The organism is Moellerella wisconsensis ATCC 35017, assembly GCF_001294465.1.
Lineage (GTDB): Bacteria > Pseudomonadota > Gammaproteobacteria > Enterobacterales > Enterobacteriaceae > Moellerella > Moellerella wisconsensis.
The window spans coordinates 139,695-157,005 of the sequence record NZ_LGAA01000018.1 but is presented as its reverse complement, the minus strand read 5'-3'; the positions used below and the strand labels follow the sequence as shown (position 1 = coordinate 157,005).

Annotated in this window: 16 protein-coding genes and 1 riboswitch; of the genes, 8 read left to right on the top strand and 8 right to left on the bottom strand. The window is 36.4% G+C overall.

The genetic code is table 11. From position 1 onward, the window contains the following. The first annotated feature begins 6 nt into the window (after positions 1–6). Both trhP and yegS read left to right on the top strand, forming a co-directional pair. Positions 7–1,371 carry a prephenate-dependent tRNA uridine(34) hydroxylase TrhP gene (trhP, locus tag M992_RS08835; RefSeq protein WP_047257047.1) on the top strand — a complete coding sequence of 455 codons (1,365 nt, stop codon included), beginning with the start codon at positions 7–9 and terminating at the stop codon, positions 1,369–1,371. A gap of 1,282 nt (positions 1,372–2,653) precedes the next feature. After that, on the top strand, positions 2,654–3,553 hold the full coding sequence (yegS, locus tag M992_RS08830) for a lipid kinase YegS (protein ID WP_082335407.1): 900 nt from the start codon (positions 2,654–2,656) through the stop codon (positions 3,551–3,553). 134 nt (positions 3,554–3,687) lie between these two features. Here yegS and thiD read toward each other — a convergent pair whose 3' ends face one another. Beyond that, positions 3,688–4,488 (bottom strand): bifunctional hydroxymethylpyrimidine kinase/phosphomethylpyrimidine kinase, encoded by an 801-nt coding sequence (gene thiD, locus M992_RS08825; RefSeq protein ID WP_174721778.1) that lies wholly within the window; start codon positions 4,486–4,488, stop codon positions 3,688–3,690. A gap of 77 nt (positions 4,489–4,565) precedes the next feature. Continuing rightward, positions 4,566–4,654, bottom strand: a riboswitch (TPP riboswitch). Positions 4,655–5,262: 608 nt separating this feature from the next. On the opposite strand from thiD, the gene pagP reads away from it, so the two are divergent. Next, positions 5,263–5,850, top strand: a complete 588-nt coding sequence (pagP, locus tag M992_RS08820) for a lipid IV(A) palmitoyltransferase PagP (protein WP_053908194.1) — start codon at positions 5,263–5,265, stop codon at positions 5,848–5,850. Positions 5,851–6,021: 171 nt separating this feature from the next. Here pagP and M992_RS08815 read toward each other — a convergent pair whose 3' ends face one another. After that, positions 6,022–7,398 (bottom strand): amino acid permease, encoded by a 1,377-nt coding sequence (locus M992_RS08815; protein ID WP_053908193.1) that lies wholly within the window; start codon positions 7,396–7,398, stop codon positions 6,022–6,024. Positions 7,399–7,555: 157 nt separating this feature from the next. Next, positions 7,556–7,696, bottom strand: coding sequence for a PhoP/PhoQ regulatory lipoprotein MgrB (mgrB, locus tag M992_RS15740; RefSeq protein WP_479686843.1), 141 nt, complete (start codon positions 7,694–7,696; stop codon positions 7,556–7,558). 345 nt (positions 7,697–8,041) lie between these two features. On the opposite strand from mgrB, the gene M992_RS08810 reads away from it, so the two are divergent. Next, complete coding sequence (locus M992_RS08810) at positions 8,042–8,428, top strand: helix-turn-helix domain-containing protein (RefSeq protein WP_053908192.1); 387 nt, start codon at positions 8,042–8,044, stop codon at positions 8,426–8,428. A gap of 119 nt (positions 8,429–8,547) precedes the next feature. After that, positions 8,548–9,360, top strand: coding sequence for a sugar-phosphatase (gene yidA, locus M992_RS08805; RefSeq protein ID WP_053908191.1), 813 nt, complete (start codon positions 8,548–8,550; stop codon positions 9,358–9,360). 109 nt (positions 9,361–9,469) lie between these two features. Here yidA and yddG read toward each other — a convergent pair whose 3' ends face one another. The 3 genes from yddG to M992_RS08790 form a co-directional block, all read right to left on the bottom strand. After that, the gene (gene yddG, locus M992_RS08800; protein ID WP_282955649.1) at positions 9,470–10,357 is read right to left on the bottom strand and encodes an aromatic amino acid DMT transporter YddG; all 888 of its coding nucleotides are present in this window, start codon (positions 10,355–10,357) and stop codon (positions 9,470–9,472) included. A gap of 65 nt (positions 10,358–10,422) precedes the next feature. Beyond that, positions 10,423–11,280 carry an N-acetylmuramoyl-L-alanine amidase gene (locus tag M992_RS08795; RefSeq protein WP_053908190.1) on the bottom strand — a complete coding sequence of 286 codons (858 nt, stop codon included), beginning with the start codon at positions 11,278–11,280 and terminating at the stop codon, positions 10,423–10,425. 149 nt (positions 11,281–11,429) lie between these two features. Further along, a complete protein-coding gene (locus M992_RS08790; protein ID WP_053908189.1) occupies positions 11,430–12,899 on the bottom strand; it encodes an alanine/glycine:cation symporter family protein in 1,470 nt (489 codons plus the stop codon). A gap of 913 nt (positions 12,900–13,812) precedes the next feature. Between M992_RS08790 and M992_RS08785 the strand changes: the two genes are divergently transcribed. Both M992_RS08785 and M992_RS08780 read left to right on the top strand, forming a co-directional pair. Beyond that, on the top strand, positions 13,813–14,061 hold the full coding sequence (locus M992_RS08785) for a DinI-like family protein (RefSeq protein WP_053908188.1): 249 nt from the start codon (positions 13,813–13,815) through the stop codon (positions 14,059–14,061). Positions 14,062–14,502: 441 nt separating this feature from the next. Continuing rightward, positions 14,503–14,871, top strand: coding sequence for a hypothetical protein (locus M992_RS08780; RefSeq protein WP_053908187.1), 369 nt, complete (start codon positions 14,503–14,505; stop codon positions 14,869–14,871). A 632-nt stretch (positions 14,872–15,503) separates the two neighbouring features. Here the strand turns inward: M992_RS08780 and M992_RS08775 are convergent. After that, on the bottom strand, positions 15,504–15,875 hold the full coding sequence (locus M992_RS08775; RefSeq protein ID WP_053908186.1) for a hypothetical protein: 372 nt from the start codon (positions 15,873–15,875) through the stop codon (positions 15,504–15,506). Between the two features lie 534 nt (positions 15,876–16,409). Here M992_RS08775 and M992_RS08770 point away from each other — a divergent pair. Then, positions 16,410–16,637, top strand: a complete 228-nt coding sequence (locus M992_RS08770) for a hypothetical protein (RefSeq protein WP_047255430.1) — start codon at positions 16,410–16,412, stop codon at positions 16,635–16,637. 324 nt (positions 16,638–16,961) lie between these two features. On the opposite strand, the gene cspE is transcribed toward M992_RS08770, so the two are convergent. Further along, positions 16,962–17,177, bottom strand: a complete 216-nt coding sequence (gene cspE / locus M992_RS08765; RefSeq protein WP_053908185.1) for a transcription antiterminator/RNA stability regulator CspE — start codon at positions 17,175–17,177, stop codon at positions 16,962–16,964. Positions 17,178–17,311: the final 134 nt, after the last annotated feature.

The window sequence follows — 17,311 nt, the reverse complement described above, 5'->3', positions numbered from 1 at the left end:
ATTATCATGTTTAAACCAGAATTATTATCCCCAGCAGGTTCACTCAAAAACATGCGTTATGCGTTCGCTTACGGTGCAGATGCCGTATATGCGGGACAGCCGCGTTATAGCTTGCGTGTGCGTAATAACGAATTCAATCACGAAAATTTGGCTAAAGGTATCGCAGAAGCTCATGAATTAGGTAAAAAATTCTATGTTGTGGTCAATATTGCCCCTCACAATGCCAAATTAAAAACCTTTATTCGTGACCTTACGCCAGTGATAGAAATGGCTCCAGACGCATTAATTATGTCCGATCCAGGACTGATTATGATGGTACGTGAAGCTTTTCCGAACATGGATATTCATCTTTCGGTACAAGCCAACGCGGTGAACTGGGCTACGGTAAAATTCTGGCATCAAATGGGACTGACGCGGGTTATTTTATCCCGTGAGCTTTCTCTCGAAGAAATTGCCGATATTCGCCAGCATGTGCCTGAGATTGAATTGGAAATTTTTGTTCACGGTGCATTATGTATGGCCTATTCTGGCCGCTGTTTGCTCTCTGGCTATATCAATAAACGTGACCCTAACCAAGGGACTTGCACCAATGCCTGTCGCTGGGAATATAAAGTCGAAGAAGGCAAAGAAGATGATGTTGGTAATATTGTTCACCAACATGAACCGATTGCAGTCAAAAATATTCAGCCAACCCTCGGCGCGGGTGCACCTACCGATAAAGTTTTTATGATTGAAGAAGCTAAACGTCCGGGCGAATACATGACGGCTTTTGAAGATGAACACGGCACTTACATCATGAATTCTAAAGATTTACGTGCCATTGAGCATGTTGAAAAACTAACTCAAATGGGCGTACATTCACTAAAAATTGAAGGCCGGACAAAATCATTCTACTACTGCGCTCGTACAGCACAGGTCTATCGCCGTGCAATTGATGATGCCGCCGCAGGCAAACCTTTCGATGCATCATTACTTACCACACTTGAAGGATTAGCGCATCGTGGCTATACCGAGGGCTTTTTACGTCGTCATACCCATGATTCCTACCAAACTTATGAATATGGTTATTCGGTCTCTGACACCCAGCAATTTGTCGGTGAATTAACCGGTAAACGTGTTAATGGATTAGCCGAAGTCGACGTAAAAAATAAATTCAGCCTCGGCGACAGCTTGGAATTAATGACGCCAGCTGGCAACGTAGTATTCACATTAGAAACACTGGCGAATCGTAAAGGTGAAGCCATTGATGTTGCACCAGGAAATGGGCATATTGTTTATTTACCTATTCCTGAAGATTTTAATCTCGAATTTGGTTTGCTGATCAGAAACTTACCGGGTACTACTACCCGTGATCCACACTCGGCGGCATAAGAATAATTTTCAGCACATAGGTATTTTAGCCTGTGTACTTTAAAGTGATTAACTTTACGAGCACATATTAGCCATCGCAATATTCTGAATACAGAAGCTAATGCGATGGCTTTTTATTAGTATTATTTCCCTTTAGATCAGACCTTTTGTCTGATCTAAAGGATTCAACCATTTCCATTTACTGTTAAAGCTCTCTTTTTGAACCCGCGTAAGAATAACTGAGGCCGGATTTTGTTGAGTCTATCGACTTGCTTGTTGATGACCCTTAATAGCTCATAACATTAACCCCCAATACGCTAATCCCTATTTTGATTTTATCGGCTTACTTGAATAATTGACTAAAAATAGCGCGTCTTAGGTACTCAGAAAAAGCTACTGATAGCTGAGTTACGGTAGCGAAGCTAAGGTAACTTAATTAATACGGTAGCGATCATCCTCTCACGATTTTTACAGAGCCCCAATCCAATTGCGCTTCATCACATGAAGCCCGTGCCCAAAAAAGTAAGCATTTTAATGATATCTCGAGCTTTGTTGATTCAGGCTTATTCTCAAAATTATGGACTATCTCTACTTGTTAAAACCGACTTGTTCTGTAGTTTATGCCTGAATCAGTTTGCTCTGCTTGCGTTTATCATTAAGGACAACAACAGCATAGCTAGAGCTGTAACCTTCATTGAATCCCTCGATACAATTCCCTGTGGAGAATACAATTAGCTTAACTTATATATTACCGTCCCCTCATAGCGGATAGAAATAAAAGATTACATGCAAATCGGCAAGCCCAACATAGGCTGAGTTTGCCAGTAGAATAGTCATTACATTGATATTGAATAATTCAGCAATATTATAAATTCATACACTCAACTTATAACTAATATGCAAATTTTTGCCATAGATCACATCAATCAATATCTGCTTGTCCTATAATCCTCAACGAAAATTAAGAACTATAAAGTCATAGATTAAGACTAGGAACCACCTCCTTGGCTAGCCCAATCTCCCTTGGGCTGGCCATTTCTTTTATCTGTTTACTTTACCCACAATTCGTTTTATCCATCATTAGCTCCCGGCTTATTTTTCCAACGTTCTTTCTCCTTCTCCTTGAACTAAATTTTAAGTTACACTTCTAATCATTATTTTTAGCGACTCTATTTAAAGGCTATTTTAATCATTATTAGCAAAATAAATTTATCTCACGCAATATAACCATCTATAGTAAAAGAATAATCAGGTCTAATTCTGCCCTGTCGCCATTAAATCCATGTATAAAAAGAGGTTAAATATGGAGAATTCAAATATCAGCATGCTGATTATATTTGCTCCAAATGCAACGAATCCCGAAGTGCGTAGTGCGGTAGAGAAATTACGTCATGAGGGTGCAAATATTCTCGTTCGTGTCTCTTGGGAACCTGATGATTTAACCCGCTTTATCGACGAGGCCGTGAGCAGGGGTATAGACACAGTTATTGCTGGTGGTGGTGATGGAACTATTAATGCCGTAGCTACCGCCCTAATGCGCTGCCAGAGTAGCTCAAGACCTACTCTCGCTATTCTACCGCTCGGTACTGCTAATGACTTCGCCACCAGTGCGGGGATCCCACGTGAAATCGACAATGCTTTAGCTTTAGCAATTAAAGGAAAAACAACCCTTATCGACTTAGCTAAAGTTAATGATGACTTTTATTTCGTCAATATGGCGACTGGTGGTTTTGGCGCCCGTATAACAACAGAAACCCCTGCTGCTCTCAAATCTGCGCTAGGAGGGATGGCCTATTTTGTCAACGGGCTATTTAGACCGGATACACTAAAAACAGATATTTGTCGCGTCGAAGCCGAAGATTTCAATTGGGAAGGCGAAACCTTGGTTATCGGTATTGGTAATGGTCGACAAGCTGGTGGCGGACAAGTACTAACTCCAAACGCATTAATCGATGATGGAAAATTAGACCTTCTATTGATCCCTGCCCGTGAGATAATCCCGGCTATCGTCAATAATCTATTTAACCCCGAAAAAAATGACAGTATTGTCCGCAGAACAAGTTCATGGATAAAAATTCATTCTCCGCATAAAATGGTATTTAATCTCGATGGCGAACCACTATCTGGTGAAACGTTCCGCTTTGAGATTTTACCTAACGTTATTAGCTGTCGGTTACCGCCACAATGTGACCTATTATCCTAGATAGTGCAGTACGCATTTTCATCGCTACTTTTTGTGGTTTTTAGCGCTTGTTTTACTGCGATTTATTTAGTTTTAACGCTATTGTGTGTTGGAGTTTATGGTTCCATTTATTATTCTCCAACACATATAGTTAATTACCACCATTGGTGAAAGTGATGGACTGGTCCAATACCCTGTCCCACTTCTAATGAGTCCGCCATTAATAAAGCCTGTTGTAAATAATTTTTAGCCACCGGCAATGTCGTTTGCCAGTTACTAAATTTAGGTCGTAATGCTGCAAGTGCTGCTGATAACGTACAACCAGTTCCATGAGTATTCACGGTATTGATACGCGGTGCGGAAAACCGCCATTCGCCTTGTGCAGTAAATAACCAATCTGGACTTTCTGTTTCATTCAAATGTCCCCCTTTCATTAATACCGCTTGGCAACCTGTTGCTAGCAGCATCCTCCCTTGTATTTTCATTTCATTTTCATTCGTGGCAACAGAAGTCGCCAATAATGCCGCAGCCTCCGGTAGATTAGGGGTAATTAATGAGACCAACGGCAGAAGGTGGCTCACCATAGTGCTTATAGCATCAGGAGATAATAGTGGATCACCACTTTTTGCAACCATAACGGTATCAAGGACAACATAAGGGATAGGATAGCGTCTTAAGGCACTAACAAGAACAGCAATATTTTGGCTATTCGAGAGCATTCCAATTTTTGCGCTATCGATTCGCACATCTGACAAAACGGATGCGAGCTGAGTCGCAAAAAACTCGGAAGAAATATCGTAGACCGCTTGGACCCCTTGGGTATTTTGCGCCACCAGCGCCGTAATCACTGAGGTTCCGTATGCACCAAGGGCCGAAAAGGTTTTTAAATCGGCTTGGATCCCGGCACCACCACTAGGATCGGTTCCAGCGATGGTTAATGCATTAATTCTCACTATATTTCTCCTTAAATGCGGATTATAAGTATTAGTAACTTAAATGCAGCTAAGGAGTGATGATTTGGCAAGGAAAATGATACCCAGTTCACCGACTTCCCTACGCTGGCATTATCCAGATCAGGTAATACGGGTTCATCTCAGCCTTAAGGCGCCCCGAGTCAAATGCTCTACCATTTTTGGCAAAAGCAGAAAATATGCGGATTAGTATCGCATTAATTATCAGCGCAAACCAGCGGGTAAAATCAAATACATTTAACCCAATAAAAATATAATTAATATTATATTAATTTATCTGTCGTCAAATATAATTACTTTATATTTAGCTCGTTGCGCTATAATAAACTCAAGATAAAATGATACTAAAACACTCTTCTTTTTAAATTTTACTCATTTAAATAATATTATTTACAGTCACACAAAAAAATAACCTAGAGAAACTATGAGATTATTACTCATTGATATTAGCCTATCATCAACCTCTATCTAGTCGGTATACTAGCTATTTTCAGTACTATCAGCTGTACTAACTCCTTATTAAGGTTAAAAATTCATAATCTGAAAAAATCAAAAATAGAGAATCAATACATATATAATCTAAGATTTTTCTTATAATGAATAATGTATTAGTTTTCACTTTTTAAAAAAATGTTATTATAGCTCGATATAATATTTTTTAATGCCATTGCTGATTGTTTTAACATACATTTTGTCCAAAGGATTTTTTAGGGTAAGAGATGAAAAACACGTGATGTGTTAACGTATATTGGAATTGTAATGACTGTAAAAAATTGGGTGATCCTAGCGGCGAGTTCAACTATCTGGTTAAGTTCGGCTACTTGTTCCGCATCTTCCACTTCAGACGTTGCCCCAGCATCAATAAATACGCCGGGATTGTGGGATAAATTTACCAGCAATGTCAGTAAAACATGGGATTCTCCTGAATATGAGGTCTATTTACCGGCACTAACTTGGCATAACCGCTTGACGTATGATAAGAAAAAAACCGATAGATATAATGAGACCCCTTGGGGTTTAGGGCTAGGTAAATATCGCTATGATGAAGATAATGATTGGCATTCTCTTTATGCAATGGCGTTTATGGATTCGAATGACAAAGTCGAACCGATTATAGGTTATGGCTTCCAGAAAATGTGGATCCCCGGAGATATAGACGGCTTTCGTATGGGCGCCGGTTTTACCTTAAGTATCACGGCTCGCCATGAATATAACTATATTCCAATACCACTGCCTTTACCTTTAGTTTCGGTTGAATACAATCGCCTAGCATTTCAAGCTACCTATGTTCCGGGTACCTATAATAATGGTAACGTATTATTTGCTTGGCTTCGTTGGCAGTGGTAATAATAAAGTTAGCGAAAAATAATCTGTAAAAAATGTTTTATCATAAAAAGGCGACTAATAAATACTCTATTAGTCGCCTTTTTAGTTTCTATTTTAATCCATTAACTCTAGGTGATTACGTCTTGGTCATTAGCTTGTATCAAATGTTCTATTAACTTTGACATAAACTAATTATGCAGATTTGTTATTATTAATAGACTGTTTTCTGGCGTTAGAAAATTGGAAACCAATCCATAAAAATCCAATCCAAAATGGCATTAAAATCACCGAGATACGAATACTATCAGTCATCAAAATAATGATTAAAATAAAAGCTAAGAATGCTAAGCACAAATAATTACCAAATGGGTACCATAGCGCACGGAAACGAGTAGTCACACCTTGTTTATTTTTCGCGGCGCGGAATTTAAGATTAGAAACACAAATCATAATCCAGTTAATCACCAGCGTGGTTACGACCAGTGACATCAATAATTCAAGCGCCTTTCCTCCCATCATATAGTTAACGACAATACCCAATGAGGTCGCTAATGCGGAAACTGAAAGTGCCATTAGCGGCACACCACTGCGCGTCACTCGGGTTAAGAAATGTGGGGCATTTCGTTGCTGCGCTAAACCATAAAGCATACGACTGGTACTATATACACAGCTATTATAAACCGAGAGCGCAGCAATCAAGATAACCGCATTCAAAGCATTAGAGACTAATTTATCACCTAAATCATGGAAAATAAGCACAAACGGACTTTCACCACTCACCACATTGATCCACGGATATAGTGAAAGTAATACGGCTAAAGAACCAATATAAAAAATAAGAATACGATAAACCACTTGGTTGGTCGCTTTAGGAATACTGGTTTGTGGATCTTCTGCTTCAGCTGCCGTAATCCCCACTAACTCTAAGCCACCAAAGGAGAACATAATGACAGCCAGCGCCATCACTAGCCCAGAAATACCGTTAGGGAAAAAGCCTCCGTGCTGCCAAAGATTGGCAACAGATGCTTGAGGTCCACCATTTCCACTTATCAGTAAATAAGATCCAAATATTATCATCGCAATAATGGCTACGACTTTAATAATTGCAAACCAAAATTCGGTTTCACCGTATAAACGTACATTAATTAAGTTAATACCATTAACAGCCACAAAGAAAATAGCTGCAGATATCCAAGTTGGTAAGTCTGGCCACCAGTATTTCATGTACATACCGGCAGCAGTCAATTCTGCCATTCCGACGAGAATAAACATTGCCCAGTAATTCCAACCGGATAAGAAACCAGCAAAGCTACCCCAATATTTATAAGCAAAGTGACTAAATGAGCCTGCGACAGGCTCTTCAACTATCATTTCACCCAGCTGACGCATAATAAGGAAAGCAATAAATCCACTAACGGCATACCCTAATAAAACTGAAGGGCCCGCCATATTAATCGTTTGGGCGATCCCTAAAAATAACCCTGTACCAACAGCACCCCCTAAAGCAATCAGCTGGATATGCCGATTTTTTAATCCTCGCTTTAACGTTTGCTCATTCATTTCTGACATTATGACACCCTTGATTGTTTTTTATTATTCGTGACTAATTATTTAACAATTTTATAATTTCACGATTTTATCTTCGTATTAATAGCATTATTTGCCAATTAATCATAACTAAAATTAGTCAATAAAAGAGCTTTACCGACGACTACTTTGTAAGCAATTAAAAGGGTAACCAATCGGTTATCTGACAAACGCCATACTTAAAATCCTTGCCGCCCTGATCACACACATTGTCTAATGCCAACAAATACAATAACAAGCAACTAAATATGACCAAGAGGATAATAAGTAATCTTTTAATTTTAATCAATTTTTTACCTTTCAATCATGCAACTTGATCAACCAGCGATACACTTTGGGTTATATAAAAGATCCTTTTCACCATTTTATATGTCCTACCTTGAGTATAATAATACTTTGGCAATCTAAAATTTTTACATGTGTTAGAAATTGTTATTCAATTCAATCGTTGATTAATTGAGCTATTCGCGTTTATTAGGGGGAAGTTTTCAGTCTTATAATGATGAAGATAGCGTAAAATATAGCCTCAATGCTGAGTTAACTGATTTTACCGCACAACTGGCCTTTGTCATCTACAAAAAAAGTTGTGTATACTGCATTTATCCTTAACTAGCCTGTAATTGAGATGCCACAATATAATCACCTAGCATTGGTCTGCGCCTTAAGTAAATGGATTGAAAACCATTTAGGTCGAGTCATCCACTTAGAAGAACTAGCTGCCTATTCCGGCTACTCACTATGGCATATGCAAAAAATATTCAAAGAAGTCACGGGAATTTCTCTTGGTAAATATATTCGCCAACGACGACTTGCGGGAGCTGTGAATCTACTGAGAAACAGTCAGCAGTCTATTTTTGATATCGCTCTAGATTTTGGCTTTGGTTCTCAATCTCATTTTACTTATATGTTTCGTAAAGAATATGGGATCACACCGTTTGATTTCCGACAAAATCAAGACATTGAACTAATGGTCAAGCAGCCATTACATTTGAGCCCTGATTTCGCAGAATAATTAGGGATCAACTAGCGTAAATGTTATCACCTATTTATCCATTGCTGCTGATTTACATTTGATATAAATAGAGTAAGGTAATTCAAGATAATAACGCTCTTAATTACCCGGAGGAATTAATGTCGATTAAATTGATCGCCATAGATTTAGATGGAACTTTATTAAATAGCCACCATCAAGTTACTGATGCAGTAAAAAATGCCATCCAGCTAGCAAAAGAAAAAGGCGTTCATATAGTTCTTGCATCAGGACGACCCTATTCTGGAATTGCTCCTTTTTTGCATCAATTAGAATTAGATAATAGCCATTACTACTGTATCAGTAATAACGGCAGTGTGATCCATAAAGCCCATAATGGCGAACATTTGGTTGAAGACCTACTCGAATTTGCCGACTATCAATTTTTTGAGTCACTCTCGCGCGAAATTGGGGTTCATATGCATGCGCTAGCTGATAATTCTATTTATACAGCTAATAAACATATCCATCATTATACTGTTGTTGATGCATACCTCACCAATACTCCACTGATATATTGCCCAGTAGAAGAGATGGATCGCCAATTATCTTTTACTAAATTAATGATGATTGATCATCCCGAAGTGCTTTCTGAACGTATTAACTATATTCCTGAAGATACTTTTGATAGTTATTCCTTGGTAAGAACTAGCCCTTACTTCTTAGAAATCTATAATAAAACGGTTAGTAAAGGGCAAGCACTAAAAACTTTAGCCGATAAATTAGGGATTACCCATGATAAAATCATGAGTATTGGCGATCATAATAATGATATCCAAATGCTAGAATATGCCAGTATGTCGGTCGCTATGGGTAATGCCGCTGAACATATTCAAAAAATGGCAAAATTTGTTACAGGTACCAATGACGAAGATGGCGTTGCTACTGCAATTAATAAATTTGTTAACGTTTAAATTAAATGTTATCCGAATAATATAACAATTTAAACTCAAAAATAGCGCTGAAACTCCAGTATAAAAGCGCCCATTACTAGTAATAAAATGGGCACTTTTATACTATTAGCTAATGACGTGTCGCTAGCCAGCAAATAATTGAGCCTAACGTGACCATAATAACCCCTTGCCAAAAACTCAATGTAAGCATAGTACTTAATAAATAAGAAGAAAAAGCCGTTGAAATCACCGGAGTAAAATAGGATAGCGTAGCTAATAACGTTACATTGCCTTTAATTACTGCTAACGTCCACAAAGCATTTGCGGCACCGGTAGCAAGTGCGGCTAAAATTAATAAACTGGTATTCGCTAAAGAGAATGACATGTCAATATTAGATTGCAGTCCGGTTAATACCCATAATACCATCGCCGTTAAAATAAAAAATAACACCATGCCATTATGCCCACCAGAAATTTTCTTTGTCACATTACTGTAAAATGCCCAGATAACTGCGCCAATAAAAGCCAAAAAATAACTCACTGGATTACTTTGAATATTAGCCAATAAATTAACCGCAGAAATTGACTGGTCGCCACTTAATACCCATATCAATCCACAAAAAGCCAATATCAAACCAATAATTAATGCCAAACTAAATCGTTTGCCTGCAAAAATAACTGATAATGCTATCGTAAAACTGGGCCATAAATAATTAACCATACCTAATTCTATCGCCTGTTGACGATTATTGGCTAATCCCAAAGATAAAATTAAACACAACTCATAACTGACAAATAATAATGTTCCCCAAAATAAATATCTTTTAGGAAATAAGGTTAACTTTGGCCACCCCATGGTTAATAATAGAATAATGGCCCCTAAGGTATATACTAATGCAGCACCACCGACAGGCCCAAAGCTTTCACTTACGCTGCGTAACAATCCAACAATAGTGCTCCAGAGTAAAATCGCGATAATCCCATAACCAGTTGCTGCTTGCTGACTAATATTTTTCACTGGTTTTACTCCTTAGGCTATATATTCTATTACCCCTTGTAGGGTAGCGGAATTGATATTTGTAATTATATAGATGACTTATTAATCGTTATTATCTGCTGTTTAGATGCCCGATATTTCTCCACTAATGCCAACGCAATGGCTTCTGTTTCTGCATCCGCTATTCCTGAAATATCCGCAGGTCGAAAGTGCATCTGAAACGCCTGAATCAGTAATTTAATTGATAAGCTATTCATCGATGTCGATGATACGGGTAATTGATAGCCATAACGTTCTAGCGCAGGTAATAACTTATCATGGGGATCAACGAGTTTGTTAACTGGCCGCCCTGCTAAATAGTATTTCACTGTCTGTTGTTCTGGCCATGCACCGATACCTTGCTCCGCTAGTTGCTGCCAAGGAAATAACCTCCCTGGATCAACTTTTCGACCGGGTGAGATATCACTATGCCCTAGAACATTTTCCGGTGCAATATCATAGCGTTGAATAATATCCTTAGCTAGTTTAGCCAATAGTTCTATTTGTGCAGGCTGATACGCAAACCAGTGACGCCCTAATAAACGCGTTTGAAAACCACGATTAACAATTTCAATGCCCACTGAATACTTATTCAGACCTTGCATTTGCTGCCAGTAACTTTGTCCCGCATGCCACGCAATAGATTTTTCATCGACCATCTGTATAGCCGTTAATCGTCCTGTTATTTCTACTTCAGGTATGCTTGGGATCAAATAATGAATACTGACTTGACCTGATGAAAGAACGTTAATGGAATCTGTATCATTTAACGCAGTATAGTGAATAATTAAAAATTTAGGTGTATTTCCCGCCTTTCCTGCAATTGGATATTGGCTAATGGTATAATCACGTGGAGTTTGGCATCCGACCAAGACCAGCGACAGTAAGAGTAAAATATATTTCACGTAACTTTTCTGCTAATTAGTTAGGTTTATCGATAAATTATAGTCATCCTACAGCAACCGTCGCTGTCTACAAATAAAAAACCTCTTACACTGAATGATCAGGTAAGAGGTGATTAAATTGGTTCGATTTATAGTAACAGGCTCAAAAATTAACGATTACTTTCTCTTTCGACCCATTTTTCTACTGCTTCTTTTTCCCAAATACCCTGTTCTATTTGCCGCTCTATATCTGGATATTGGTTAATATCAAATACTGGTAATTTACCTAATTTACGCTGCACATTGTAATCTTTGGTGATCTTAAAGGCGATTCCTGACAACAATGATATGGCTATCAGATTAATTAAAGCCATCAATCCCATAGATAAATCAGCAAGTTTCCAAATAAATGGCATTTCAGCTAGCGCACCAAACATCACCATCCCTAAGGCTGCTAGACGTAAAATCAGCAAACCTGTAGTACTGTTGTTCTCTAGAAAAATCAGATTACTTTCAGCGTAAGCATAATTGGCAATTATCGATGTAAATGCAAAGAAAAATATTGCGATAGCAATAAAAGTAGTTCCCCAGTCACCGACCGAAGACGATAAAGCCATCTGTGTTAATTCAATACCGCTAATCTTATCTGTTGGATTATCAAGGACACCGGAAGATATAATGATAATCGCTGTCGCACTACAGATAACGATCGTATCCATAAATACACCCAGCATCTGTACATAACCTTGAGATGCAGGGTGCGGTGGATAAGGTGACGCAGAAGCCGCTGCATTCGGCGCCGACCCCATTCCTGCTTCATTAGAAAATAATCCGCGTTGGATGCCTTGGGTCATTGCTTGTGCAACGCCATAAGCAACCGCTCCACTTGCTGCTTCTTGCAATCCAAATGCATTACGAATAATCAGCATAAATACGTCAGGTAATTCGGTTAGATGATCAGAGACTACCCATCCAGCTAACCCTAAGTAGGCTAAAGCCATAACAGGAACTACCCATTCAGCCACTTTTGCAATAGATTTTAATCCTCCAAAGATAATTATCCCGCTAATAATTACCAAAAATATACCGACATACAGAGGGTTAAAATCAAAAGCAACAGCTGTCGCCTGCGCGATAGAATTTGCCTGTACTGCATTAAAGACTAAACCAAACGCAATAATCAGAAAAATAGAGAATAATATCCCCATCCAGCGCATTTTTAGCCCTTTTTCCATATAATAGGCCGGACCGCCACGATAATTTCCTTGATCATCCTTCGTTTTATATAACTGTGCGAGCGTGCTCTCAATAAATGAAGTTGCCATGCCAAGCAACGCAACAACCCACATCCAAAAAATCGCTCCGGGTCCACCAGCTGTTAACGCGATTGCCACCCCCGTCAGATTCCCTGTCCCAACTCTTGCGGCTAAACTAGTACATAGCGCTTGAAATGAAGAAATTCCTGCCTTATCTTCTCGATTAGAATTATTACTATTTTTTAAAATAGCGAACATATGAAAGAAATGACGAACTTGAATAAACCCTGTACGTAAAGTGAAGTAGATACCAACACCTAATAATAAATATATGAGTATTGAACCCCATAGTATATTATTTAAATAGTTAATAACTTCAGTCAAAATATTTCCCCTTATCTTATCGGATAATGAATATGCCAAATTCAACTCCGCTGATGCCTATAGTATCGCTTATTGACTATTATTAATTAAGCAAAATACGCACGGTAACATATTGATTATTCGATCAACATATTCATGAATATATGACGATAGGTATAATGTATTAGATAACGAAAATAATGTATCATAAAGCGAGTTTAGATGTATAAATTTTTATCATTGTGATCTACTTTATGTTAATTAAGTGATATTTCATTTAACTAAAACAATTAATGATGACACCAGATACCACCTAAAACTATCTATCAACTAACTGTTTTAAAATAAATTTTTCATCCGTACTATTTTTAAGCTTAAAAATAAATCAATTGATTTAGATTACACCAACAATTTAAGATAAGCTCACTGTAGCTATATATCCTAATAAATATCTATTTTATATTAACGTAATATCTTAATCATTCAGCTATATAAATAGCTCATAAAATTTAAACTGTTTAATTACTCTATTTATTAAAAAACTCACATATCATATGACTAAACTGTAAGCCAAGTGATAATCATTGAATATAAATCAACCAACATATGCATGTTTTTTGTTCGATTTTAGACTGCTTATTTCCAGTGAGATCATAATTACTTTACATTGTGATTCCCTATATTAGAAATCATAAAATAAGAACAATTGTTAACTTAGATAAATATTCGTAGAATGGTTGAGTACTAATAATAATATCATCAAAATTTACCGCTCTTACGCAGATAGAAGCAATACAATAAGTCATCAACGGAAGGTGATGACTGAAAAGACGAGATTGCTGTCCACAAGAGACTGCGTTATGGTAATCAATAAAACACTAGCTTGACGTATACACGTCAGATAAAAATAATCATTCTGCTGAAGGTTTACTCAATGGAAATTAAAATCAAAGTTGCTGATGACTCTGTCCAAAATTTAACTCAACCTGCGTATGACGCTTATATTGCAGAATTAACTGCTCGCGTAAAAGAGGTTTATCCTAGCAGCAACTTATTAATCACTCATGATGTTGGGCCAACGATCTTTACTACCCATGGCTTTCATGATGATGATGAAGCACGAATTGTTCTGCATGAAATCTTAGAAGATGTACATCAACATGGTCATTGGCTAAAAAAATAAACTAAAACACAACTTCTTTATAGTTATCTGACTGGTGGCAACGCCAGTCACTGTTAATTAGCCCTCTTCTATCCATCTCATGTAGCTTTCTATCACAAACATCAGATTAATTATTATTTATTTGAAGATAACGCTTTTCTTTTATACGTCATATGATAATTTATATAACGAAATTTATCTACATTGCTTTTGCTAAATTATCTAGCAGCCAGTTTTGTACTGGCTTTTTCTTTTGTCACCATAAAAATCCGAATTCACTTCTATTATTATATTTAATCCCTTTGTAAAAGAGCGCCCCATACTGCCATGATAAATAGTATTCTTCTCCACTGAGAACAAAAATAATTCGCCGAGTAAAAAACTTAAGGATTTATCTACTATATTTATGATGATAATTATTCTAGACTGTGGGTATCTTTAGACTGCATCCGAGGTAATACCATGAAACGTCTATTATTATCTTTATGTTTGGTTCCCGTTCTCTCTTTCGCTGCCAATGAACCATTAAAGATTAGTCAAACCGCGGTTGATTATTGTGACATCACGGGCGATGTACTGGCCCAAGCATATAGCACCAATAAAAGTGCACAAGAATTGATCGACACTGCGTTAGTCAAGGTAAAAAGTGAACAACTGGATTTGAGTAAGTTAAAAAGCAATCAAGCTGCTTTGCAAAAAGATCTGCAAGTCGCTATCCAAGGTATTCGCGATAATAAAACCGCGTTCGCCACTAAAGAAGATTTCACTAAATCACTCAATGATTCTGTTAGCGCTTGTAAAATCCAAACCGAACTGTTACTAAACAAATAATATTCTTTATTAATCAATGTGATATATTTTTCACACATATTAGATTAAAAATATGGTGAAAATTTAGAGAAATAAAAAACGGATAAATTATATAATATTTATCCGTTTACTTTTATTAATCATTACATTGTGTTGTTATTTTATACTCACTATTTTTCCCAGCATAAGACAGGCGTGCTTGTTTATATAAAGACAACCTAATCTCTCTTGCTTTAGGAAATTGTTTATCTGCAAGCAATAGGCGAATTTTTTGAGAGTTCTAAATACTAGCTTCACTACTATGATACTGATATCCGATAGCATCTAAATGCTATTTTTAATTAATAATCGCTTCTGTATAAAATGGATCGCAAAAATTTTCAAATAATTATCTAATTTTTTACCCAACTCAGCTTTTGCCCTCAATACTTGTTATTAGCGCAAAATTAATAGTTTCACCACGATCGTTCACTATGTCATATAGTTCTTCTTGATCTTCTTTCTAAACAACGGATTTAAACGTATCAGTTCTCAGCATGCGCGCTGGTTACATATCCAGATGACGATCATTATTCCAATAGCAAATCACATAATCTCGTTAGTTGATAACTTTTTCAGCTGTTAATAAAGGATATGATGGTTATCCGCTAAGGCTAGCGCTGCTCCGCGCATAATGTACGTATTGACGATCGCGTAAACTCACTATCAGCTAATAAAATTTGTCCTGCTGAGGAAATTTTATTATTGCTGATACTCACGATTGCTACAAATGCTTGCTTATTACCTACCAATGAATACTGAAAGTCTCCACAAACGCGTAACATCTCACCTTTTGATTGCTCAAAACGCTGAGCAATACGCATATCATTAAATATTAATGGTTTTGTAGCTTTTGTTTTTTGCTCAATACGCTGCTGAACTGTTTGAAATACATCACTGTCATGCACTGTATTATAATATACATACGCAAATACTGACAAAGATAACAGACCAACTATAAATAACTTAATATAAAACCGTTTCAAGAATAACCACCTAAATTATAAATTTGTTACCAGCCACCTATTGGACTATACAAAATTCATTATATCTAAAAAAACCAAGTCTAATTTAGCAGTATTAACTCGAAATGTATTAGCTTTAAGTATCAATTTTGACTCTAAAATGAAGATTCTGAACATTATTAATGCTTTCGGACGTCCATCACTATCCATTGATACACACATCAATTCTAACGTACTATTCATCGGCTAAACTTATGCTATAATCTTTATAATAAAAGCAAGAGTAATGTCGTTATAGCCAACCTTCGGGTTGGCTTTTTACTCTAATAACAATACTTAAACTTACCCAGCAATCAACAAATAACTTATTATTAAAAATAATAAGTTATTATCAACCATTAATAATAAGTAAGTTAGTCATCTATAGATCATTGAGAAATAATAATTTATATATAATTTAATATTTAGCATTGATATAAAAAATAATTTATTTTAAAAAAACATTACTCTATAATAAAAATATCACTCACTGAATAATAAATTAAACATTCTAAAATGAAAAATAAAATTGTTGAAAACTTAGTTTCTTTAACTTACGGAACAAACAATGATGTCAAAGTCGCAGCAATCAATGCATTAGGTGATTATCAATGTACTATTGAGCTTGAGGGCGCTATTGAACGTCTAATTTCCTTATGTGGTGACTATAATAAAGATATTGCTATTGCTTCTATTATTTCTTTAAGTAAATTAGCTAAATTTTTCGCAGAACAAAATGAATAATAATTTAATTATAAAATACAGATATAATAGATTTTTTATATAATGAATTATAATATTAAAAACAAAAAATTGATTATATTCAATAATAGTTTATCTATTGAAACCATTTAGACATCATCAATACAGCTGATAATAATAAAACGATAACTAAAATATTAGTACATAATTTTATAACAATATGAAATTTAGTAGCCTTAGTCATATATCTCCAAAAAAAAAGCCTTGCTAATGCAAGGCTTAATATTATAGATAACAGCTTTAACTGCTCAGGGGGACCCGTCATCGCTATCGTAAAGCTATTATCTTAAAGAAGTTTGCTATTGATTATAAAAGAACAATAACATTTGCAGCTGAAGGGCCTTTACTTCCGTCTTCGATTGAGAAGCTGACTTCTTGTCCATCTTGCAATGTTTTAAAGTTATTACTTTGAATTGCTGAATAATGAACAAAAACATCTTTGCTACCATCTTTTGGAGCAATAAAGCCGAAGCCTTTAGATTCGTTAAACCATTTTACTAAACCAGTCATTGTAGCTGACATATAGAATTCCTTAAATTTATTTAATTCGCCAAGGGCGGATAGAGGGTTTGTGCTAGATGTACTTATGAGTCGTTAAATTAGAAGGAATTCGCAATGAAGGGTATTAATGATTACACTAAATGGTGAACTGCTTT